The following is a 22,810-nucleotide window of genomic DNA, read 5'->3' on the forward strand; positions in this document are numbered from 1 at the left end:
TGGCTGGGCCGGGCCCACCGGCGCCTGGCCGGGTGTGCCGGTCATCGGCCCGTAGTCGCTGGCGTTGTCTGCCCCGGGGGCCTGGTATGACTCGGACACCGACACCGAATAATCCAAACCAGAATCACCAACCTCAACGTTGGTCTCATGGGACATATAGTTGTCGTCCCCCATGCATCCTGATCCGTCGCAGGCGTGTGCTGTCGGCGCGTGAATACCTGATGCAGCGACCAGCACGGTGACTCCCGCCGCGATCCTCAGCCCTCGCATGAATCGGCCCTCTCTGCGTTGGATCCGTAGATCTTGAGCAGCCCATCGTCGTCGTACCGGAAGAAGAACCGGTACGTGTTGTAGCCGCCGCCGATGATGTTGTCCTCGGCATCAACGATCGGGCTCTGGGAGGAGTCGACGCACGTCGACAGGGTGGCCACGGAGTCCTCGCGGGCGATCTCGGGGGTCCTGTTCACGTAGACGATCCGGGCCCTCGTCCCGGGCTGCATCCGCCAGCCCTTGTCGAACACTTGGGCAAAGGCCTCGACAATGAGTTCGGCGAAACGACCCGTGACGTACTGGTCCATTCCCTCGGGCAGGCTCTCGGCCCCGCCCGCCGCGAAGGTGTCCTGTTCGAGCTCGAAATATGCTCGGTAGACCCGCTCGGCCTCCGCGTACAACTCCTCCTCACCCGGCGACACCGCCGAGGACACAGGCGAGCCAGACGATGGCGAGGCCGAGACCGGTCCCGACGAGGAACCGACCGACGAACCACCCGGCCCGGGCGCATCACCCGAGCCGCACCCGGCCACCACCAGAACCGAACACAGGCCGGCCCCTGCGAGACCGGTCCGCCACCAGGTCATGACACGGGCCATGACGATCACCCCCAGGATCCGCGGTGTCTGTGGTGTCCGCCCATGGTCGCACCAGCCCGGCCACTCCTGGAAGACCCATCCGTACTTGTGGAAAACCCCTTCGGATGAAGCTCGACCTCATGGAGCCGGTGACTCTGATTGCTCTCATCGCCAGGCGGGAGCTTTCCGTGTCCGCCCTGGCCAGAGACGTGCGCCGGGCGGTTAGTGGTCGAGCGGCGGTTCGCTGAAGCGCCTGCGGTAGGCGGTCGGGGTGGTGGCGAAGGCCGCGGCGAAGCGCTGGCGGAAGGTGACCGGACTCGCGTATCCACACGCGCGGGCGACACGGCTGATGGGCCAGTCAGTGGTCTCCAGTAGACGGCGGGCCTCGTCCAGACGACACGACCTCAGCCACGCCCCGGGACTGGTACCGAACTCAGCCTGGAACCGACGAGCGAGATGACGGGGACTCATGTTCCCGACTTCGGCCAGGTCCTTGACCGTGATGGGTTGGCCGAGGTGTTCGTGCATCCAGGCCACCACGGCCCCCAGCCCTTCACCGGCACTCGATGTCGCCATAGGGCGGGTGATGTACTGGGCCTGGTCCCCTTCACGGTGGGGCGCGATGACCAGACGCCGCGCCACCGTAGCGGCTGTGGCAGATCCCAAGCGGTCGCGCACTATGTGGAGGCAGGCGTCGAGTGCGGCCGCGGTGCCTGCCGAGGTCATCACATTGCCGTGGTCGATGTACAGCGCTGTTGCGTCGACGTCGACGCGTGGGCACGCTTCGGCCAGCTGGTCGGCGGCCGCCCAGTGCGTGACCGCGCGGCGTCCGTCCAGCAGGCCGCTCTGGGCGACTGGGAAGGCGCCGAGGCACAACCCGACGATGACGGCTCCTGCCCGATGGGCCCGCCCGATCAGCGAGACCAGGGCCTCGCTTGCGGCCGGCAACTGTGCAGGCCAGGAGGGGAACACCACCATGTCCGCCGCGGCCACGGCCTCCGCTCCGGCAAGCTCCGACATGGCGAGACCCTCAGCGGTGCGGACCGGGGCGCCGTCCTCACTCCATGTCAGGGTCTCCCACTCGGCCAGGCCGAGCCGGGCCACCTCACCGAAGACGGTGAGCGGAGCCGCGAGGTGGAACAGGCTGATGCCCTCGAACGCATGCACCGCAATCCGCGTCATGTCTTGATTCCATCGAATATAGTCATCCCAGCCACTCACGATGGTACGCAGCCCTTGGCCATGATCGATTCAGCGCAACCGACCGCCGACCAGGAGCATGACCGCACCATGACCTCACCACGCCGCGCGCTCGTCGTCATCGATGTTCAGCAGGAGTACTTCTCCGGCCCCCTTGAGATTCATTACCCGGCACGCGAGGAATCCTTGGCGCGCATCCTCAGTGTCATTGATGCCGCCCAGGCACAGCGGTTGCCGATCGTGATCGTGCGTCACGAGAACCCGGTCGGTGCCGCGGCCTTCGCACGCGGATCGGCGGGCGCCGAGCTGCACCCCCACGTGGCGGCGCGGGTGTGTTCCGAGTGGAAGCAGATCACCAAGCGCTACGCCAGCGCCTTCGACGGCACCGATCTGGCCGACTGGTGCAGGCAGCAGCGGATCGACACCCTCACCCTCACCGGCTACATGGCGGGCAACTGTGTCCTCGCCACCGCCGCCTCCGCCGCCCCGCGCGGACTTACTGCCGAAGTGCTGTCGGACGCCACTGGCACCCCGCACCTCGCCAACCGCCTCGGTGGCATCTCCGCCCACCACCTGCACCGGGCCCTCATGATCCTGCTCCACTCCAATCTCGCCGCAGTCACCACGACCCAGGACTGGATGAACGCTCTCGAAGCAGGAACGGCCTGCAAGAAGAGCAACCTCGTCGCCTCGGCCGCGGCGGGGGAGGAACAGGAAAATCGAGAGTGAGAAGGGGCCGTGCCGAGCCCGCCGCCAGGAGGCGCTGTTGAGTCGTGAGGTGGGGGCAATCCCGAAGGTGGTAACACCAAATCCGAGTATAGTATTACTAATGTATTACATTTGAACTGTGCAGGATCGCCTCGATTGGCGTCACCGCGGCATCTACATCACCAAGCACGGCATGACGCCGCAGATCGCCGACGAGGCATACGCCGATCCGGCCTCGCGGTCGGGCGGGACTGTTCGTGTCATTGGCTGGTCGGTGTCGATCCAGGCGCTCGTGACGGTCATCGTGCTCCCGGAAGCAGATGTGGTCTGGGGCGTGAATGCGTGGCGTTCCAACGCCATGGATCGTCATCGGTACGGGGAGGGAGATGACCGATGGACATCGAGGAACTGATCGCCGTCGAGGCTGAGGCCGCCGAGCAGGACAGGGACGCTCCGCTCGGAACCGAGACACGTGTGACGCGGGGCAATGGCCGGGCGAAAACCCTTCAGATCAGGCTCAACTCTGAGGAACTGGCTGCTCTGACTGCTCTCGCCGAGGAGCGGGGGCTCCCCGTGTCCACCCTGGCCAGGGACTTCCTCCTGCGCGAACTGGCGGCGGGTTCGGACGATCCGAGAGCGGTCCTCGCCCGTATGCGCTCCGGCCTGGAGTCGCTGGCGGCGGTCGTCGGGTGAGGAACCGCTCCGCATCAGGCAGCGGCCAGTTCAGCCGGGTGGCTGCCCTGGTCTACCGCCCGGTCGCTCGATCATGGTTTCCCAGGTACACGGTGAGTGTCGGACAGTCAGCATGAACCGGCCTATGACAGGGATGATCTTCTGGGATGTGCATCCGCTTCGGAGCCGTCACTGGTGATTCTTATCATGGAGGCGAAACAAGTGCTTTCATGCTGACGTTGTGCAACTATGAACGTAGGGGGTGACGAGCTGATGTATCCAACGAATGAAACAGTCGACCGCGCATTGGTCGCTGCTCAGGTCATCAACGCCCGCAAGCCGGTGTACGGCGAGATGCAGGCGCACAAGCTCGCCTACTACGCCCAGGCATGGTCGCTGGTGTGGGATGGGCGGCCGCTCTTCTCCAACCGGATCGAGGCGTGGCGGATGGGGCCTGTGGTCTGCTCTCTGCGGCATGCCTTTCCTGAGATCAGGCAGGCGCCCCCTGTCGGAGTGTTCACTTCCACTGAGGAGGCCACTCTCGGCGCAGTGACCGACTACTACGGTGACATGAGTGGTGTTGAGCTGATCGAGCTGACCCATCAGGAGGGGCCATGGCGTGAGACCTGGGGCGACAGGCCTCAGGATGCCAAGGGCGGTGACCAGATCTCTCTCGACTCGATGCGCAGGTTCTACACCCGCATGGCCCTGCGGGGTGAGGGACCTCGGCGTCCGATGATGCCCACGGTGACGGCTCCAGACGAGGAGATTGCTCGGATCGCCGCTGACACCTCGCGCCGCTGGGCGAAGACACTGGCGATCCTCGGCTCGTGATTGTTGAGATCACGTGGGAGCAGTGCCTGGAGATCTACTCGAAAGAAGTGCACGCAGGGCTGCTCCTTGATGAAGGAAGGCTTCGGGGTGCCCTGCGTGCACCATTCCTCGGGTTCGGTGACTATGAGGCTCATCCGACGCTTCCCGGCAAGGCTGCGAAGCTCATCTCTGCTGTTGCGGCGGCTCACGCTTACACCGACGGCAACAAGCGGCTCGCATGGCACCTCGGAGTTGCTTTTTGCAGGCGAATGGGCTCGTGGTCGTCGCCGGGGAGAAAGATGCTGCAAACGCCGTCCTGCGGGCCGTCACGCATGCGTGGCAGGAAATGGACCTCGCGGAATGGCTCATTGAGCACACCGAGATGATCTGAGCAGGGTGACTGTGGTCGCTCTCCTGCGGACCCTGTCGGCTCGTTCTTGTGCGGCACAAGGAAGGGGTTCATAGGGGCAATTCGGGCAGCGATCGACGATTCTTATCGTCTCGACCGAGACGCGGGTGACGCGCTTGACGAGGTCGATGATGTAACGGGGACCATCGTGCTCTCGACACCAGTCGTTTGGATCATTGACGATGCCCGAGTCCTTGTCGGTCCTCACCTGGTAGCGGTCGATGAGCCATTCCAAGCCCGAGCGAGAGCCGAGCATGTGCTCATTCGCCTCGGCGGGGATGTCGCTGAGGGTCAGGTAGTCGTTGTAGACGATGGCCTTCTTCGTCTGCTTGTCCAGCCACCTCATTTTCATTTTCCTCACCCGGTACAGTTCCCAGTCGTCGACGCCAAGCGGATGGGTCGACTCGTGCAACGGGTAGGGGTCGACCGACTCGTAGCTCACGTGCAGATCGGCCAGCTGTAGCGCTAGTCCGCGCCGTGGTCCGCGGGTGCCTGCCCCGCTACCTCGGAGCGTGCCCTGGTACGGATGTCCAGGACGAACGCCCCCAGCGCAATGAGGCCGATCATGATGCCGGCGGACCACAGGAACTGATCGTCCTGAATGTAGGCGCCGCCCTCCTGGCAGGTGTTGAGCCCCTTGAGGAGCCACAGCGGATCCTGCGAGTGGGCCTGGAAGGTCTCAACGGAACAGTCGGGTATCTCCTTGTCCGATATGCCCGATGCCAGTGTCCTGAGGATGTTCGCCGGGGAGAAGCCGATGTGTGTCATCGAGGTGAGGAAGACGACGAACACGAGAGGGCACACGAGCCGCCGGATGACGAGGTTCTGCGCCTTGCGGCACATCCTCGTGAGCGAGGCGAACAGGCCGACAGTGAACCCGATGATGGCGTACGCGGCGGGGATGTCGACGAGGAGCCTCGGCGTGAGGGAGGCGGAGTGGCCCTCCTCGATCGTCAGCAGGAATGCCGCGGCGGGCACGAGCGCGGCCGTGAGGAGCCCGGCCGCCGTCCCGAAACCGGTGCCCTCGGCGACGGCCCGGACGCTCGCCCGCAGGTCGAGGCCGACGGTCAGCGTCCGGGAATAGGTCAGGATCGTCATGAACAGGGCCGTGAGGATGAGGGCCGTGGTGAGGCACGAGGCGATCGCCAGGCCGTTGTAGCCGATCCCGGCGCCGAGGGTCGCCCGGGTCAGGTTCGGCCTGCTGTTCACCGCCCACGCGAGAAAGGTCGCTACCAGGACCGGGACGAGGAGCAGTCCCACGAGATGGGCCCTGACGAGTGTCTGGGGCTCGAGCAGCCTCCCCAGGGAGCGGGGTCCGATGTTCAGCTCGCCCCACCCGGTCGGAGCGATGATCCGGTTTCCGTGCCGAAGGGTCGCCCGGGCTCTGCCCGCCGTCCGGCGCACCCAGCGCGAGGGGAGGGATCTGATCCTGGTTCCGCCGTCCGTCTGGGCCATCCGCAGCAGCCGCGCGGAGCCCAGCGTGATCGCCGTGGCGCACAGGCACACCAGGAGCATGTGCCGCAGCGTCCCCGCGGACCCGACGGGGATGAGCAGGATCAGCGCGGCACCGGTGTACCAGGCGATGACCTCGGTGACGGCCCTGGTTGCGGACAGCCACACGGGTCGCACCCGACCGGGATGCCGCAGCCATCCGGCGAGCCGGGCCGTGCCGGGGAGGAACAGGCCGAGGCAGATGATGATGAGGCCGGCCATGCGTCTCCAGGGTTGTCGAGCAGCTGTGGATGATTGTTCTGCGCCGCCCCCCGCGGGGTGAGGGGTCTCGCCGTGCTCCCGGCGCGCCGCCCGCGTTCGCCGAGCACTTCGGCGAGGCCGGGCACGGTCCGGCGCCGCCGCGGGGAACGGCGAGACCCCTGGCCAACCGTGGTCGACTAGGGGTCTCGTGCCGTGCGCGAGAGAGGAGTTGAACCTCCACGCCCTAAACGGGCACTGGCACCTGAAGCCAGCGCGTCTGCCATTCCGCCACTCGCGCAACGCCGCCGTGCGGCAACCCGGACAACATAGCACAGCATCCCCAGCGCCCCGCAAACCGGAGCCGCCCGAGGACGGGCCCCTGGGTGCGGCGCGCCAGGCGAGGCGGCCCCTCCGGGTGGCTGCGCCACGCCCCATGACGGTGACGTGGCGGGTCCTCGGGCGGCGAACTGTCAATTCCATGGCGAGGAACCCAGCGTCACATCTCGTCTCGCGCGCAACAATCTCATGTTGATCCCCGGAACCAACTGGAAATTTTTCTGTGGGGGACGAAATAATCTCGTGAGGGAAGCCTGAGTTCTCCGCAGCCGTTTTCGGTTTGGTTGGCGGCGGGCCGTAATCTTGGAACCCGGCGGGGTGTCCCCTAAGGGGATGCCCAGTGTTCACGCCGCACTGTATCTTTCGGGTCGCATCACCTGGATGAGCCACTGGATCGTCGAAGGTGAAGACATGATCTCTCTCACTCGCCGTAACGTGCTGCAGGTCTCCGGCGCCGCCGCCGCTGCCGCCGCCCTGGCCGGCTGTGCCCAGACCTCCGACAGCTCGTCCGGCTCCGGTTCCGCCGCCTCCAGCGACGGCATCACGATCGGCACCACCGACAAGGTGACCAGCCTCGACCCTGCCGCCCAGTACGACCACGGCTCGTTCGAGATCATCTCGAACGTCTTCCCGATGCTCATGAACGTGCCGCTGGGGGCCACTGACGGCACGCCGGAACTCGACGTCGCCGAGTCCGCCGAGTTCACCTCGCCCACCGAGTTCACGGTCAAGCTGCGCAGCGGCCTGAAGTTCGCCAACGGCCACGACCTCACCGCCGAGGACGTCAAGTTCAGCTTCGACCGGCAGCTGTCGATCAACGACCCCAACGGCCCGGCGAGCCTGCTGACCAATCTCGATTCCACCGAGGTCGTCGACGACCTGACCGTCGTCTTCAAGCTCAAGGTCGAGAACGACCAGACCTTCGCCCAGGTGCTCATGAGCCCCGCCGGTCCGATCATGGACAGCGAGACCTTCCCCGCCGATTCGGTCATGAGCGACGAGGACATCGTCGCGGCCCAGCCCTTCTGCGGCCCCTACGTCATCGCCGACTACTCCAAGAACCAGCTCGTCAACTTCACCAAGTGGGACGGCTACACCGGCACCATCGACGCGCCCCAGGCCGACTCGATCACGCTGAAGTACTACTCCGAGGCCGAGAACCTCAAGCTCGCCGTGCAGCAGAACGAGATCGACGTCGCCTACCGCAGCCTGACGGCCACAGACATCGAGTCCCTGCGCTCCAGCGACGGTCTGACCGTCTACGAGAGCCCCGGCAGCGAGATGCGCTTCATCGTCTTCAACTTCGACACCATGCCCCACGGCGCCCAGAACTCCGAGCCCGACACCGCGAAGGCCGCCGCCGTCCGCCAGGCCGTCGCCTCGGTCATCGACCGGGAGGCGATCGCCGAGGACGTCTACAAGGGCAGCTACACGCCGCTGTACTCCTACATCGTCCAGGGCTTCGCGGGCTCCACCGAGACCCTCAAGAGCGCCTACGGCGACGGCAACGGCGGACCTGACACCGACAAGGCCAAGCAGATCCTCTCCGACGCCGGCGTGAGCACGCCCGTCACCCTGAGGATGCAGTACAACCCCGACCACTACGGCACGAGCTCGGCCGACGAGTACGCGGCCATCAAGAACCAGCTTGAGGCCACCGACCTGTTCACCGTGGACCTGCAGTCCACCGAGTGGGTGCAGTACAACAAGGACCGCGTCTCCGACGTCTACCCCGTCTACCAGCTCGGCTGGTTCCCCGACTTCGCCGACCCCGACAACTACCTGACCCCCTTCTTCGGCGCCGACAACTTCATCCACCAGCACTACGAGAACACCGAGGTGCAGGAGCTCATCACCGCCGAGGCCACCACGCAGGACCAGGCGTCCCGGGAGCAGATCCTGTCCGAGGTGCAGGAGAAGCTGACCGCCGACCTCCCGACCATCCCGCTGCTCCAGGGCAAGCAGATCATGGTCGCCAACGGTTCGGTCTCCGGCTGCGAGAACGCGATGGACATCGTGTCCAAGCTGCGCCTGTCGGCCCTGAACAAGTGACCCATCCCGTCCAGGCGAAGATGCCCGTTCGGTCCTCCTCGCAGGGCCGGCGGGCATCTTCGCCGCATTCACTCCCACTCACCGCGAGGAAGGCCTCATGAGCCACACCGAAGAACCCGATCCCGACGAGGCGGTGGCGGCCGACGTCGCCGACGTCGCCGCGGACGCCGAGACGAGTACGGGAGAGTCGGCGCGATCCTCGATGCCCGTCGCAACGGCCAAGGGCGCCGGTGAGAAGCGACGCCGAGGCGGGCTGAGCCGCTACATCATCACCCGCTTCCTGCTCATCTTCCCGACGATCTTCATCCTCGTGACCGTCGTCTTCTTCCTCATGCGCGTCACCGGCGACCCGATCACGGCGGCACTCGGCGGACGCCTCACGCCCGACCAGCTTGCCCAGCGGGTGCACGAGGCCGGCTACGACCGGCCGATCCTCATCCAGTACCTCGACTACCTGGGCGGTCTCGTGCGCGGCGACTTCGGCACCACCTACACGGACAACATGCCGGTGCTCTCGGTGCTCAAACAGTACGGCTCGGCCACTCTCGAACTCGTCCTCTTCTCCCTGGTCATCTCGCTGCTCATCGGCCTGCCGCTGGGCCGTCTCGCGGCCGCCAAGCGCGACAGGTGGCAGGACGCCGTCCTGCGCATCTTCGCGATCCTCGCCTACGCGACCCCGGTCTTCTTCCTCGGCCTGCTGCTCAAGCTCGTCTTCGCCGTCAAACTCGGCTGGCTGCCCGTCTCGGGCCGGATCAGCGCGAGCGGCGAGGGGACGATGGGCAGGCTGCTCAACCCGTCGCCGTTCTACCTGGTCGACGCGATCAGGCTCGGCAACGGCCCCCTCATCGTCGACGTGCTCAGGCACGCGGTGCTGCCGTCGGTGGCCCTCGGCCTGCTCAACGGCGGCGTCTTCCTGCGCCTGGTGCGCACGAACGTCATCGGCACCATCGACCGCCAGTACGTCGAGTCGGCCCGCTCGCGCGGCGTGCCCGAACGCCGCCTGGTCACCAAACACGCCATGCGCCCCGCGCTCATCCCCATCATCACGGTGATGGGAATGCAGATCGCCCTCATGCTCGGCGGCGCCGTGCTCACCGAGACCACCTTCGAATGGCGGGGCCTGGGCTTCATGCTCGCCCAGTACATGACGGCCCGCGACTACGTCGCCGTGCAGGGCATCGTCATGCTCATGGCCGTGATCGTCGCCCTGGCGAACTTCATCGTCGACGTCATCGCCGCACTGATCGACCCGCGAGTGAGGTACTGAGATGTCCCAGACCACAACCGTTGTCGCCGAGGGCCCCAGCCGCACCCCCTGGTACCTGCGCCTGCCCGTCATCGCCGACCTGCGCCGCTCCGTCGGCCTGCAGCGCGGCATGCTCATCGTCGGTCTCGTGCTCACCACCCTCCTCGTGCTCACCGCCATCTTCGCGCCGCTCATCGCCCCCTACGGCTTCGCCTCCTCGGCCGCCGACGGCGTCGGCTTCGGCACCCAGCAGGCGCCGAACCTGACGAACCACTGGGGCACCACCGTCGCCGGCTACGACGTGCTCAGCCGCGTCGTGTGGGGCGCCCGCACGGCCGTCCTCACGATCATCACCTCGGTCACCATGAGTTTCGTCATCGGCGTCCTGCTGGGCCTGGTGTCCGGGTACGCCGGCGGCTGGTTCGACCGCATCTGCACGATGATCACCGACGCCGTCTACGCCTTCCCGTCGCTGCTGCTGGCCATCGTCCTGTCGATCGTCATCTCCGGCGGTCAGTCCAGCGCGGCCGGCGGCATCATGAGCGCGGCGATCTCGATCACCGTCGTCTACGTGCCCCAGTACTTCCGCGTCATCCGCGCCGAGACGGTGCGCCTGAAGGCCGAACCCTTCGTCGAGGCCGCCCGCGTCACCGGCGTCCCCGTGCACCGCACGCTGTTCGGCCACATCCTGCGCAACGCCACCCGCACCCTGCCGCTGATCTTCACGCTCAACGCCTCCGAGTCGATCCTGACCCTCGCCGGCCTGGGCTTCATCGGTTTCGGCATCGAGCCGTCCAGCGCAGCCGAGTGGGGCTACGACCTCAACCGCTCGATGACCGACGTCACGAGCGGCATGTGGTGGACCGCCATCTTCCCGGGCCTGGCCATCGTGCTCTCCGTGCTCGGCATCACCCTCATGGGCGAGTCGATGAACGACCTGAACGACCTGCGCCTGCGCCGCCGCCGGGCCCCGAAGAAGACCGGGGCCGCGGCACCAGCGGCCCGCGCCGCCGAGCCAGGCGCCGCCGCCCGGGCAGAGGCCCCGACCGGATCGGCTTCGAGCGGCCCCGCCGGCGACGGGCCCGAGGGGCCCGCCCGCGCGGCCGACGACACGGACGACACGAAGGAGGCATGAGATGACAGGCGAACCCGGCACCGATCTCACCTCGCACCGCTTCGGCACCGGCGAGCCGCTGCTGCAGATCAAGGACCTGTCCATCAGCTTCGCCACCGACCGCGGCGACGTCCCGGCCGCCCGCGGCGTCAACCTCGTCCTCGACGAGGGCGAGATCCTGGCCATCGTCGGCGAGTCCGGGTCCGGCAAGACCGTCACGGCCCGCTCCGTGCTCGGCCTGCTGCCCGAGACCGCCACCACCGAGGGCGCGATCATCCTGCGTGGCCAGGACGTCGTGACGATGAGCGGCACCCAGTTGCGCCGGGCGCGCGGCGCCGACGTGTCCATGGTCTTCCAGGAGCCGTCCAGCGCCCTCAACCCGGTGTACCCGATCTGGTGGCAGCTCGGTGAGGGGCTGCGCGCCCACGACCCGAAGCTGACCCGGGCCCAGCTCAAGGAGCGGGCCGTCGAGGCACTGCGCATCGTCGGCATCCCCGACCCCGAGAACCGCATCAACCGCTACCCGCACGAGTTCAGCGGCGGCCAGAAGCAGCGCATCATGATCGCCATGGCGCTGGCCCTCGGCACGAAGGTGATCATCGCCGACGAGCCGACCACCGCCCTCGACGTCACGGTGCAGGCCGAGATCTTGCAGCTGCTGCGCGAGGTACGCGACAACCACGGCGCGTCGATCATCCTCATCACCCACAACATGGGCGTGGTCGCCGACCTGGCCGACACCGTCGCCGTCATGCACGACGGTGTCATCGTCGAACGCAACACCGCCCAGGAACTGTTCGACAACCCCCGCGACCCGTACACGCGGACCCTGCTCGCGGCCGTGCCGCGCATCGGTGCCTCGTCGGCGTCCGGGCGGATGAGCGAGGCCGGGCGCGCCGAACTCGCCTCGCACGAGGTCATCGTCGAGGCCAAGGGCCTCGAGGTCACTTACCCGGGCCGCCTGGGCACCAGGCCCTTCCGCGCCGTCCGCGGCATCGACTTCACGATCCGCGCCGGCGAGGTCTTCGGGCTGGTGGGCGAGTCGGGTTCGGGAAAGACGACGACCGGCCGCGCCATCGTCGGCCTGGAGGAGACCACCGGGGGCTCCCTGACGGTCTTCGGCTACCAGATGCGCCGCTTCCGCGAACGCACCTTCAAACCGCTGCGCAAGGACATCGGCTTCGTCTTCCAGGACCCCGCCACGAGCTTCGACCCCCAGCTGACGATCGGGGCCTGCGTCGCCGAGCCGCTCCAGGTGCACGCCAAGGAGCTGCCCGGCGCCGAACGCCGCCGCCGCGTCCACGAACTCCTCGAGGCGGTGCAGCTGCCCGCCGCCTACGCCGACCGCTACCCGCACGAGCTGTCCGGCGGCCAGCGCCAGCGGGTCTCACTGGCCCGCGCCCTGGTGCTGCGGCCCAGGCTGCTCATCGCCGACGAGCCGACCTCGGCCCTCGACGTGTCGGTGCAGGCCACCGTCCTGGAACTCTTCCAGCAGCTGCAGGAAGAGTTCGGTTTCGCCTGCCTGTTCATCAGCCACGACCTGGCGGTCGTCGACATGCTGGCGCACCGCATCGGCGTGCTCTACCGCGGTCGGCTCGTCGAGGAGGGCATCGGCCGGGACGTCCTGCAGAACCCGCAGCACCCCTACACGAAACGACTCGTCGCCTCGCTGCCGGTGCCCGACCCGGCCGAGCAGGCCCGGCGCCGCGAGGAGTTCCGGGTTCTCGACGCGCAGTTGCCCGCCGCCGACGAGAGGGGCTGACCCGGGGGTACCCGCACTCCACCCGGCCAATGCCCGGCAGGGCGGGCGTGGGGACGGCCGCCCCCTGCCGCCGCGGTCAGGCGTCGAACCGGTACAGCCGCCAGGTGAGCCCGCGGCCGTCCCGCCACTGGCGGACCATGGTGGCCGCGCCGGCGCCGTTCTCCCACATGCCCGGGTACTGCTCCTCGATGGCGTCGGCGGGAGCCGTGTCCGGCGAGGTCAGCAGGGCGTAGCCGACCCCGTTCCCGCGGGGCTCGGCGAGCAGCTGCTTGAAGTCCTGGTCCGTCGTGATGGCGTAGACACGCGGCTCCTGCGCGGCCAGGACGATCGGGAAGGAGTAGGCGACGTCGGTGATGACGGCGCCCTCGGGCAGGCCCATCGCGGCGATGTCCTCGGCGACCTGCTGCTCCATCGGGTACTGGCCGGCCTCGGCGACCTCGACGGCGAGCGCCTCCTCGCGGGCGAACCGGGGATCGGTCTCGGTCCACCAGGCGAGCGGCAGGGCAGCCGCCACGGCGGCGACCAGTGCCGTGCTGCCGGCCCTGCGCAGTGCGGGCGAGCCGGCCGCGTGATGCACCACCGCGACGAGGTAGCCGGCGGCGAGGACCCCGAGCGGCACGGCGGTGATCTGGAAGCGCAGCCAGCCGAAGGACATGCCCCGCAGGAAGGTGAGGTTCTGGAATGCCAGCACCGAGCCGAGTACGAAGAACGGCGAGAGGAAACCGGTCTCCCGGCGCCGCAGGGCGACGACGAGGGCGACCAGCGCCAGCGGGATGGCCAGCGGTGCCGTGCGCGCCAGTTGCTCGGCCAGATAGGCCAGGCGGGCGTACTGACCGGTGCCGACGATCCCGTCGATCGACTCCCGGAAGGTCCCGACCTGGGCCGAGTTGCCGTACTGGGAGGTGAAGGTCTCCAGCCACGAACCGACGATGATCCTGCTCGCCAGCGCCCACAGGGCGAAGGCCACGACGACCGGCCCCACGGCGAGGGTCATGTCGACGATCGCCATTCCGAGGGCCCTCTCGCGCCCGCGCCACCGGGCCCAGGAGACGACGAGGACGAGCAGGGCGATGGCGGCGCCGATGGCCAGCGCCTCGTAGCGGACGAGGTAGGCCACCCCGGCGCCGACCCCGACGTGGACGAGCTGCCACGGGTCACCCTCGGTGAGCCATTCGGTCAGGTGAACGGCGACGTACAGGCCCACCGCCAGGAGCATCGCCTCGCTCGCGCCGACCGCGGAGGAGAGCAGCACCAGCGGGTGCAGGGCGAAGAGTGCGGTGAGGGACAGACGCGCGGCCAGTCCGGCGCCCAGCTGCCCGAGCAGCCGGTACAGCAGCGCCACCGCGAGTGCCCCGCACAGGGCCGAGACGAGGCAGCCGGCCAGGGCGTCGCCCGCCAGCGCGGGACACAGGGGCGACAGCAGGAGCAGCGGGATGACGGCGAGCGAGGGCAGCGGGTTCCACACGAAGCCGACGGCGGCGAGGTGGGGGTCGCGGCTGAACAGCACGTAGTAGCCGTTGGCGACACGGCTCATGGCGTCCGGGAAGACGAGGTCGTGGGCGCTGAGCCAGAGGGCGACCACCAGGTAGCCGACGAGGGCGGCAAGCCCCACCAGGAGCTCGGGGCGGCGTTCGCCCCGCCGCGACAGGGCACGGGCCGGTGTCGTCCCGGCCTCGATGCCGGTCCCCGCCGTGAGTGCGGCGCGGCTCATGAGGACTCCTCGGCGTCCGGCGCCGGCTGGTGAAGCCCGTGGGCGGTCTTCTCCCAGTAGGACGGCGCCGTGATGAGCTGGATCACTGCCTTGACCGCGGCCAGCCACATGAGTCCCCAGTACAGCGGCATGAGGAGCGCCGCCGGCAGCAGATCGGGCCGCTCCATCTGGCGGGCGGTGAACACGCCCATGTAGAGGACCGAGAGATTGCCCAGGACGAGGCAGACCATGCCGAGGTAGTAGACCGCCGGCGGGAACAACGCGGCGATCGCCTGGTCCTGGGATGTGAACCACATGGCCGTCAGCGCCCAGAAGAAACCGTTGAGCGCCGACAGCAGCGGGGTCCCGGCGATGAAGACGACCAGGCCGGCCACGCCGCGCGGGCCGAGCTGGGACGTGACGAGCCGGGGGTTGCGCACGTGCACGAGGAAGCTCTGGACGTAACCCTTGTACCAGCGGCTGCGCTGCCGCACCCAGTTGATGGCGTCCGAGTTGGCCTCCTCCAGGGTCGTCGAGTCGAGGACCCCCACCCGGTAGCCGGCCCGGTGCAGACGCAGGCCGAGATCGGCGTCCTCGGTGACGTTCCACGGGTCCCAGGCGCCGACGTCGCGCAGCACCTGGGAGCGGAAATGGTTCGAGGTGCCCCCGAGCGGCACCGGTGCCCCCAGCGCGACGAGCCCGGGGAGCATGTTGCCGAACCAGGAGCCGTAGTCGAGGGTGAACCAGCGGGTGAGCAGGTTCTGGGTGCTGTTGTAGAAGCCCAGCTGTGCCTGAACGCACGCGTAGGACGGGCCGAGCCGACCCATGGCGACGACGGCGCGGCGCAGCTGGAGCGGGTCCGGGTCGTCCTCGGCGTCGTAGATGGTGCACATCTGGCTCTCGGCCGTGAGGAAGCCGTAGTTGCAGGCCTTGGGCTTGGTGCGGGGATCCCGGCTGGGGACGGTGACGACCCGGACGTGCCCGCGGGGAGCGATCGCGCCGGCCGCGGCGGCCGTCTCCTCGTCGTCCGCCTCCAGCAGCAGCCGGATGTCGAGGAGCCGGCGGGGGTAGTCCAGCTGTTCGAGGCGATCGACGAGCTCGCCCAGCAGCGGTTCGTGGAACACGGGCACGAGCACGGTGTAGGTGGGCAGCTGCTCGTCGGGGACCGAGCGGGCCTCCTCGTCGCTCACGGTGACCATGCGCCCGCCCCGGGCGCCCAGCCGGAACAGGGCGAGCCGGTAACCCAGCGCGGTGATGTAGGCGAGGACGACCAGGGCGATGGCCGTGACGCAGGAGGCCCTGGGGGCGAGCAGCAGGCCGAACGCCAGCCCGGCGGCGAGGACGGCGAGCACGACGCCCTGCCAACGCGCGAGGACGCGGCGGGCGGAGTACTCGGGGGCCGCGGCGGCCAGGCCGTGGCAGGACAGTTCGATCAGCCGGTCGTGGTCCTCGCCGAGCGCCCCCGCGGGCGGCAGGCTGACGAGCACCGGCCGGCCCCGGACGACATCGGGGATCACGGCGACCACCCCCGGGCGACGAGGACCACCAGGACGGCGGCCACGGCCGGCGCGACGAGGCGTTTCGGGTTGATCCGGTCGAGCTGCTCGCGCGGGCCGGGTCCGCGGCGGACGACCATGACGAGAGCACCGAGCAGGCAGGCGACGAGGCCGACGGCGCCGGCCGGCACCGATCCTAGCGCCGGGACGGCGCCGAGGAGCGGCGCCGGGGCGGCGGGCAGGAGCCAGCAGCTCTCGCGGGTGCCGAGCACCCAGAACAGGCAGCCGAGCACGAGCGACGTGCTGGCCGCGGCGGCCGCGAGACAGTGCTCGCCGACGTCCCATTCGAGGACGATCCAGGCGGCGGTGAGCAGCCCGCCGCAACCGAGGATCCGGTCCAGGTCGCGGTCGTCGATGCGGGGCTGGCGGCGGCGGGTGAGCATGAGAGCGACCGCCAGGACGACGCCGCCGATGCACCACAGCCAGGTCCCAGGAGGGGCGGCCGGGCGGGGCACGGCGACCCAGCAGCACACGGCGACGCCGAGTACGAGAGCGGGGTGGACGATGAGGGAACGACGAGGGGCGGACAGCAACACGGGAGGCGGGGTCATCACACCTCTCCTTCCATGACGACCCGTCGGGGTGGTTGCCACCGATCGGTGACGTGCGGGAGCGGGCACCATCGAAGAACTGGGCTGTACGACAGGTGCCGACAGCCCCATGCGATGAGGCAATCGTCTCACGCAGCGGTGACGCCGGCAGGCGGCGCGGAGAGCACGAGGGGTGCGTTTCAAAAAATCAGTGATTCTCCTGATTTTTGCCGGAGAGGCCTGGCCGGGGTGGGGATGGCCGGCTGGAGGGCGAGCAGTCCGCCGGCGTCTCGGCTGCAGGCCGCCGGCGTCTCGGCTGCAGGCCGGGGGCGTCCGGGCGTGGGCGGGCGATGCGCTACGGGCAGGCCCGCCCTGGCCGGCTCAGGGCTGCGCGCGATCTCGCCCGGCGCGACGTCCCGTGGGGCGGTTCTCCGCCCCGGCCCGTCCGGCCCGGCGGCGCCGGACGATGACTGCCGCAGCACCGCCGGCCAGCAGCGCCCCGGCGCAGAGCGCACCGAGAACCGCGCCACCGCGTCCGGGCCCCTCGGTGGCCGGCTGCTGCTCCTCGGCCTCGCTGGCTCGGGGCAGCCCGGTGAGTTCGGCGGTCACCGCGTCGAGCGTGCCCGGCAGGTTCTCCGGCGTGTAGGAGCCGTGCTGCGCGCCGCCCTCGGAGCGTGCGTTCTGCAGCGTCGCCGAGCTGGTGAGCACGTTCGACAGGGCATCGGCCGAGTCACAGACCGGGTCACCGGCCGTGCACACCGACCACGTCCGCGGCGCCGCCTCGCCGGGGACCGCGGCCCCCGAGCCGGTCATGGCCGAGGCGAAGGACGCGGTGTCGACCGTGCCGTCGTACAGCGCGACGACGACCTCGACGAGGCGCTGCACCTGCGCCTGGCGGTCGCCGGTGCTGCCGGCCAGCTCCGCCTTGAGGTAGTACAGGGCCGCGGTCAGCCCGTAGGAGCGGTTCGAGGCGGTGCCGTCGAGCTCGGTGATGTTCTGCCCGTCGTAGTGCAGCGGGTTGCCGAGCAGCACGGCGCCCAGCAGATTGCCGTTGAGCGCCCCCGAGCCGAGCGCGCGGGTGGCCACCTCGGCGCCCTGGCTGTATCCCACGACGAGCAGTTTCTCGGCGGGGCAGCGCTGCGCCTCGGCCTCGGCCAGGCGTATCAGCTCTGCGGTGCCGGCCTCCACCGAGGAGACGTAGGCCGGGGCCGGCGACGACTCCTCGCCGAGCACCATGTCCTGCACCGAGGCCGTGTCGATCTCGTCGAGGGAGGTGGCGGGGTAGTCGAGGTAGGCCTGGGCCAGTCTCAGATCGGGGCGCTGCCCGTCCAGGCGTGCGGACAGCTCGGAACGCACGCCGTCCACCATGTCGCCGTAGGGCGCCTCCTGGCCCGAACCGCGGACGCCGACGAGCAGCACCTGGGCGCAGCCCTGGGTGTCGGCGGCGCTGGAGGCCACGGGCTCACCGGACCAGCCGCCGTCGGCCCTGGCCGGCGTGGCGGTCAGCGAGGCGGCGGCGAACAGGGCGGTGGCCGTCGCCGCGGCAGCCCATTTCGGCGTCGCCCGGGCGATCCATCTGGGCATGCGCATGATCAGGGGCTCCTTCGGTGAGGTGGCGTCCCCGTCATGATCCCACTCACCGGACCGCCGGCCCGTCCAACCTGCCGAAGCCGACGACATGGACGATGAGATCGTCCGCCTCGTCACAGGCGTCGAGGTCGATCGTCGCGGTGATCGACCAGTCGTGGTCGCCGTCGGGGTCGGCGATCGTCTGGTGCACCGTCCACAGGCGCCCCGTCTCGTCGATCCGCAGGAACTGCGGGCCGCGCGCGTCGGGCCCGGTGCCGATCTCGTCGTGCTCGTCCCAGTAGTCGCCCAGCGCGTCGTCCCAGTCGTCGAAGCCGAAGCTCGCCTCGGGGTCGGACGCGTTGAGCGCCGCCAGGGCCTCGACGTCGTCGTCGGCCGCCAGCTGCACCCGGCGGAACATCGCATTGCGCACCAGCACCGTGAAGGCTGCCCTGTTCGCCGACAGGGCCCGGTTCGTCTCGGCCTGCTCGGACCGCTCCGCCTCGGATGCGCCGGCGCCCAGCCGCGCCCACTCGTCGATGAGCGAGGAGTCGGTCATGCGGACGACCTGGCCGAGCCAGTCGAGGATCTCGTCGAGGGCCGGTGTGCGGGCGGCCAGCGGGACGGTCTGGCGCAGCGCCCGGTAGGCGTCCGAGAGATAGCGCAGCACGGTGCCCTCCGAGCGCTGCACCTTGTAGAAGGCGCAGTACTCACCGAAGGTCATGGCCCGCTCGTACATGTCGCGCACCACCGTCTTGGGGTGCAACGGGTACTCGGCCAGCCAGGGGCGGGTGGCCGAGAAGGACTCGAACGCCGCCTCGAGCTCGTCGGCCAGTGGCTGCGGGTAGCTGATCTCCTCCAGGGCCGCCATGCGCTCGGAGTAGTCCATGCCGTCGGCCTTCATCTCGGCGATCGCCTCGTCGCGCTCCCGGCGCTCCTGGGCCCGCATGAGCGGCCACGGGTCCTCGAGCGTGGCCTCGATCGTGCTCACCACGTCGAGGGCGTAGTCCTCGGCCGTTGCGTCGAGCAGGTCGAGGGCGGCCATGGCGAAGGCGCTGAGCGGCTGGTTGAGCGCGAAGTCGTCCTGCAGGTCGGGGTTGAGGTCGTACCGGCGTCCGCCGGGAGTCGGCTCGGCCCGGCGGACCACGACCCCCGCCGAGATCATCGACCGGCCCAGCTGGGCGGCCCTGCGCAGCAGACGCCCGCGGATCCTGCGGTCGGTGACGCAGGCGTCGACGATGTGGGTCAGGGCCGCTCCGGTGTCCTCGTCGCGGCTGAGCAGGTTGAGCAGCATCGAGCTGGTCACCCGCATCCGGGCGTGGAGCGTCTCGGGTACGGACTCGATGAGCTTGGTGAAGGTCTCCTCGGTGTAGTTGACGAAACCCTCCGGCGGTTTCCGCCTGCGGGTGCTCTTGAGCTTCTTCGGGTCGTCCGCGAACTTCGCGGCGAGGCGCGCGTTCTCCACCTGGTGCTCGGGGGCCTGCGCCACGACGTAGCCGATCGTGTCGAAGCCGGCCCGGCCGGCACGCCCGGCGATCTGGTGGAACTCGCGGCTGCGCAGGATGCGCTGGCGGCGGCCGTCGAACTTGCTCAGCGAGGTGAACAGCACCGTGTGGATCGGCACGTTGATGCCGACGCCGAGGGTGTCGGTGCCGCAGATGACCTTGAGCAGGCCCTGCTGGGCCAGCTGCTCGACGAGACGGCGGTACTTCGGCAGCATGCCGGCGTGGTGCACGCCGATGCCGTGGCGCAGCATCGCCGAGAGGGTGGCGCCGAACCCGGGCGCGAACCGGAACCCGCCGATGGCGCCTGCAATCTCGCGTCGCTGCTCGGTGTCGACGAGTTTGACGCTCATCAGCCCCTGGGCCTGCTCGGTGGCGAGTTTCTGGCCCGAGTGGACGATGTAGACCGGCGCCTGGCCGGTCTCGACGAGTTCACCGATCGTCTCGTGCAGGGGTGTCAGGGCCCAGTGGTAGGTGAGCGGCACCGGGCGTTCAGCGCCCGCGACGACCGAGGTGCCGCGCCCCGACCAGGTGGTCAGGTCCCGGGACAGCCCGGTGACGTCGCCGAGCGTGGCGCTCATCACGACGAACTGGCAGCCGGGCAGCTCGGACAGGCCCACCTGCCAGGCCCAGCCGCGGTCGGGGTCGGCGATGAAGTGGAACTCGTCCATGATGACCAGGTCGATGTCGGCCTGCGAGCCCTCACGCAGCGCGATGTTGGCCAGGATCTCGGCCGTGCAGCAGACGATCGGGGCGTCTGGGTTGACCGAGGCGTCCCCGGTGACCATGCCGACCAGGTCGGCGCCGAAGATCTCGCAGAGCGCGAAGAACTTCTCGTTGACGAGGGCCTTGATCGGGGCGGTGTAGTAACTGCGGCCACGCGCGGCGAGGGTGACGAAGTGCGCCGCCGTGGCGATCATCGACTTGCCCGAGCCGGTCGGTGTGGTGACGATCGCGTTGTCGCCGGCCAGCAGCGCCATGAGCGCCTCGCTCTGGTGCGGGTACAGCGACAGCCCCAGCCCGGCGGTCCAGCGGTCGAAGGCGTCGAAGAGCGCGTCCGGGTCGTGGGCCAGCGGGCCGGTGGGCAGCAGATCGGTCAGTGTCCGGGTCATCGTGGGCCCAGTCTAGGGGCGCTCCGGGTGCCGGGCTCGAGCGCCTGATCGGCCGGCCCGGGCGCCGCCTGTCGAGGCATCCTGCCTCGCCTGGGGCGAGCCGGGGGCAGCAGATGTCGTCGTGCGGTCGCCGGTCCGTTTCCCGGCCGGGCTGCGGGCTGGGGCGGCGCCTAGAATCATCCCCGTGAGCGAGATGACCGAGGCCCGGGAGCAGCCCGCCGCGCCTGCGCCGCTGCCGCGCGAGCTGGAACTGGTCAGGGCACTGGTCGTCCTGCCGGACAAGGGTCTCGACAGGCTCATGCCGGTCATCGAGGTGCTCGTCCAGGAGAAACTGGGCGTCATGGCCGTCGACCTCGGCGGCGAGGACTCGTCGGCGCTGTTCCCGCTGTACGCGTTCCGTGCCTGCCTGGGTGCGGCAGGGGTGACCACGGCCGGTGACGCACGCCGCGCGGTCGAGCTTGGTGCGGCGTTCGCGTTGTGTCCCGATCCCGACGACGAGACGCTCGACGTGCTGCGCGCCGGCGGGGTCCCGGTGATCTGCGAGGCGCTCACCCCCGTCGAGATCCGCGCCGCCTGGCGCCGCGGCGTCGCCGCCGTCGAGATACGGCCCGCGGACGTGATGGGGGACCGCTATCCCAGGGCGCTGCCGCCGATGGTGCCCGGGGTGCGTCTCATCGCCAGCGCCCAGGAGATCCCCACGGCACGCAAGTGGCTGAATGAGGGGGCGGTTGCCGCCGATGTCACCGAGCCGATTCTTTCTCGGGTGTTCGTCTCGGGCGATCACGCCTCGCTGCGCAAGCGCGCCGCGGCGGCGGTCCAGCAGCTGAGCCGCCATCACTAGGGGCGATGCTTCTCGGGGCTGCCTCAGGGAACCCCGATTCTCTCAGGAAGGCCATACGGTTCCCCGGCTCGGGAGGCGTGGCCGGCCGGCTGATTCTGAGATTCTCGGCAACCGAAGTTGAAGTTTTCTCAGGAACTCACATATGGTGGGTCCCGGTCGGTGCGAGAGCACTGATCATTCCCTGACCATCACAGAGAACGAGGAAGCCGTGACTGCACGCCGAGCTCTGCTGAACGACGACACCACCGAGATCGAGATCGTCGAGACTGCTGAACCCGCTGCCACCCCACGTCGCGCCGTGATGCCGTCCCTCGCCGAGATGGCCGTCGCGTCCGCCGACTCGCGGGACACCACCACCCTGCACGCCGTCGGCGACGCCAAGGTCGCCCCGGTCAAGAGCCGTCGCCGCTTCGTGGCCCCGGTCACCGCGGTCGCCGCGGCCTCGGCCATCGGCGTCATCTCCACCCTCGTTCCCGCCGCTGCGGCGCCGAACCCGTCCGCCGATGACGGCACCCTCTTCCAGTCCAACGCCCTCGCAGCGGTCGAGGAGAGCAGGAACGCCGACGACGCCCTCAACGGCAGTATCGGTGACCTTGCCGCCCTGAAGGATGAGGCCAACTCCGCCGCCGCAGGTGCCGCCGCCAACGCGGCCGCCAGCGAGCAGCAGAAGAAGGAGGAGGCCGAGAAGGCCGCCGCTGCCGCCCTCGCCGAGCAGGAGGCCGCGACCTCCAATACGGCCACCACCACCGCCGGAGGCGGCTCGACCGCATCAGCTCCCTCGGTCACCGCATCCAGCGCCTCCGCCCAGGCGGCTGTCGATTTCGCCCTCGCCCAGCTCGGCAAGCCCTACGTGTACGGCGCCAGCGGCCCCAGCGGTTACGACTGCTCGGGCCTCATGATGGCCGCCTACGCATCCGCCGGCGTCTCGATCCCCCGAACCAGCCAGGCGCAGATGGCCGGTCTCACCTCGGTCTCCCTCAGCAACCTGCAGCCCGGCGACCTCGTCTTCTTCTACGGCGGCAGCCACGTCGGCATGTACATCGGCAACGGCCAGGTCGTTCATGCCCCCACCGAGGGCGATGTCGTCAAGATCGCCGACATGAACTCCATGGGCCCCACCAGTGCGGCGCGTGTCGCCGGATGACCGCGCGAAAAAATACG

At 69.2% G+C, this 22,810-nt stretch carries 20 protein-coding genes and 1 tRNA gene; 11 read left to right on the plus strand and 10 right to left on the minus strand.

The features are described 5' to 3' along the window. Positions 1–257 precede the first annotated feature (257 nt). Positions 258–671, minus strand: coding sequence for a hypothetical protein (locus D9T14_RS10605; protein ID WP_119161498.1), 414 nt, complete (start codon positions 669–671; stop codon positions 258–260). A 399-nt stretch (positions 672–1,070) separates the two neighbouring features. Beyond that, positions 1,071–2,030 (minus strand): GlxA family transcriptional regulator, encoded by a 960-nt coding sequence (locus tag D9T14_RS10610; protein WP_119161499.1) that lies wholly within the window; start codon positions 2,028–2,030, stop codon positions 1,071–1,073. Positions 2,031–2,138: 108 nt separating this feature from the next. Here D9T14_RS10610 and D9T14_RS10615 point away from each other — a divergent pair, with 108 nt between their 5' ends. The 5 genes from D9T14_RS10615 to D9T14_RS14490 all read left to right on the plus strand — a co-directional run bounded on the left by D9T14_RS10615 (position 2,139) and on the right by D9T14_RS14490 (position 4,627). Continuing rightward, positions 2,139–2,777 (plus strand): isochorismatase family protein, encoded by a 639-nt coding sequence (locus D9T14_RS10615; RefSeq protein WP_119161537.1) that lies wholly within the window; start codon positions 2,139–2,141, stop codon positions 2,775–2,777. Between the two features lie 118 nt (positions 2,778–2,895). After that, entirely contained in the window at positions 2,896–3,168 is a 273-nt protein-coding gene (locus D9T14_RS10620; RefSeq protein ID WP_197720629.1) for a hypothetical protein, read from the plus strand. Beyond that, positions 3,150–3,449 carry a YlcI/YnfO family protein gene (locus D9T14_RS10625; protein ID WP_119161500.1) on the plus strand — a complete coding sequence of 100 codons (300 nt, stop codon included), beginning with the start codon at positions 3,150–3,152 and terminating at the stop codon, positions 3,447–3,449. Before D9T14_RS10620 ends, D9T14_RS10625 begins: the two co-directional genes overlap by 19 nt. 252 nt (positions 3,450–3,701) lie before the next feature. Beyond that, complete coding sequence (locus tag D9T14_RS10630) at positions 3,702–4,262, plus strand: Panacea domain-containing protein (protein WP_170175637.1); 561 nt, start codon at positions 3,702–3,704, stop codon at positions 4,260–4,262. 47 nt (positions 4,263–4,309) lie between these two features. Next, the gene (locus D9T14_RS14490) at positions 4,310–4,627 is read left to right on the plus strand and encodes a Fic family protein (RefSeq protein WP_374955785.1); all 318 of its coding nucleotides are present in this window, start codon (positions 4,310–4,312) and stop codon (positions 4,625–4,627) included. On the opposite strand, the gene D9T14_RS13700 is transcribed toward D9T14_RS14490, so the two are convergent. The 3 genes from D9T14_RS13700 to D9T14_RS10645 all read right to left on the minus strand — a co-directional run bounded on the left by D9T14_RS13700 (position 4,607) and on the right by D9T14_RS10645 (position 6,640). Beyond that, positions 4,607–5,092: a type ISP restriction/modification enzyme gene (locus D9T14_RS13700; RefSeq protein WP_232012436.1), complete on the minus strand. Its 486-nt coding sequence runs from the start codon at positions 5,090–5,092 to the stop codon at positions 4,607–4,609. The two genes, D9T14_RS14490 and D9T14_RS13700, sit on opposite strands and share 21 nt — an antisense overlap. Before the next feature lie 23 nt (positions 5,093–5,115). Next, positions 5,116–6,363 carry a hypothetical protein gene (locus D9T14_RS14275; protein ID WP_119161502.1) on the minus strand — a complete coding sequence of 416 codons (1,248 nt, stop codon included), beginning with the start codon at positions 6,361–6,363 and terminating at the stop codon, positions 5,116–5,118. Between the two features lie 193 nt (positions 6,364–6,556). Continuing rightward, positions 6,557–6,640, minus strand: a tRNA-Leu gene (locus D9T14_RS10645). A 449-nt stretch (positions 6,641–7,089) separates the two neighbouring features. Between D9T14_RS10645 and D9T14_RS10650 the strand changes: the two genes are divergently transcribed. From D9T14_RS10650 to D9T14_RS10665, 4 genes are all read left to right on the plus strand, one after another. Beyond that, positions 7,090–8,730: an ABC transporter substrate-binding protein gene (locus D9T14_RS10650; RefSeq protein ID WP_119161503.1), complete on the plus strand. Its 1,641-nt coding sequence runs from the start codon at positions 7,090–7,092 to the stop codon at positions 8,728–8,730. A 97-nt stretch (positions 8,731–8,827) separates the two neighbouring features. After that, positions 8,828–9,997: an ABC transporter permease gene (locus D9T14_RS10655; protein WP_232012438.1), complete on the plus strand. Its 1,170-nt coding sequence runs from the start codon at positions 8,828–8,830 to the stop codon at positions 9,995–9,997. Position 9,998: 1 nt separating this feature from the next. Beyond that, a complete protein-coding gene (locus D9T14_RS10660) occupies positions 9,999–11,111 on the plus strand; it encodes an ABC transporter permease (protein WP_119161504.1) in 1,113 nt (370 codons plus the stop codon). A gap of 1 nt (position 11,112) precedes the next feature. Next, a complete protein-coding gene (locus D9T14_RS10665; RefSeq protein WP_119161505.1) occupies positions 11,113–12,852 on the plus strand; it encodes an ABC transporter ATP-binding protein in 1,740 nt (579 codons plus the stop codon). Positions 12,853–12,928: 76 nt separating this feature from the next. Here the strand turns inward: D9T14_RS10665 and D9T14_RS10670 are convergent, their stop codons facing one another. The 5 genes from D9T14_RS10670 to D9T14_RS10690 form a co-directional block, all read right to left on the minus strand. After that, the gene (locus tag D9T14_RS10670) at positions 12,929–14,563 is read right to left on the minus strand and encodes a glycosyltransferase family 39 protein (RefSeq protein ID WP_119161506.1); all 1,635 of its coding nucleotides are present in this window, start codon (positions 14,561–14,563) and stop codon (positions 12,929–12,931) included. Next, positions 14,560–16,059, minus strand: a complete 1,500-nt coding sequence (locus tag D9T14_RS10675) for a glycosyltransferase family 2 protein (RefSeq protein ID WP_197720630.1) — start codon at positions 16,057–16,059, stop codon at positions 14,560–14,562. The genes D9T14_RS10670 and D9T14_RS10675 overlap by 4 nt, the downstream gene beginning before the upstream one ends. After that, positions 16,056–16,649 (minus strand): hypothetical protein, encoded by a 594-nt coding sequence (locus tag D9T14_RS10680; protein WP_197720631.1) that lies wholly within the window; start codon positions 16,647–16,649, stop codon positions 16,056–16,058. Before D9T14_RS10680 ends, D9T14_RS10675 begins: the two co-directional genes overlap by 4 nt. Positions 16,650–17,009: 360 nt before the next feature. Then, positions 17,010–18,218, minus strand: coding sequence for a cutinase family protein (locus D9T14_RS10685; protein ID WP_170175639.1), 1,209 nt, complete (start codon positions 18,216–18,218; stop codon positions 17,010–17,012). 46 nt (positions 18,219–18,264) lie between these two features. Continuing rightward, positions 18,265–20,808, minus strand: a complete 2,544-nt coding sequence (locus D9T14_RS10690; RefSeq protein ID WP_119161508.1) for a DEAD/DEAH box helicase — start codon at positions 20,806–20,808, stop codon at positions 18,265–18,267. A 193-nt stretch (positions 20,809–21,001) separates the two neighbouring features. Between D9T14_RS10690 and D9T14_RS10695 the strand changes: the two genes are divergently transcribed. Continuing rightward, positions 21,002–21,649, plus strand: a complete 648-nt coding sequence (locus D9T14_RS10695; protein WP_121592117.1) for a beta/alpha barrel domain-containing protein — start codon at positions 21,002–21,004, stop codon at positions 21,647–21,649. 208 nt (positions 21,650–21,857) lie between these two features. Continuing rightward, a complete protein-coding gene (locus tag D9T14_RS13955; RefSeq protein ID WP_232012440.1) occupies positions 21,858–22,793 on the plus strand; it encodes a C40 family peptidase in 936 nt (311 codons plus the stop codon). Positions 22,794–22,810 lie beyond the last annotated feature (17 nt).

It is taken from the genome of Propionibacterium australiense (assembly GCF_003666605.1).
GTDB lineage: Bacteria > Actinomycetota > Actinomycetes > Propionibacteriales > Propionibacteriaceae > Propionibacterium > Propionibacterium australiense.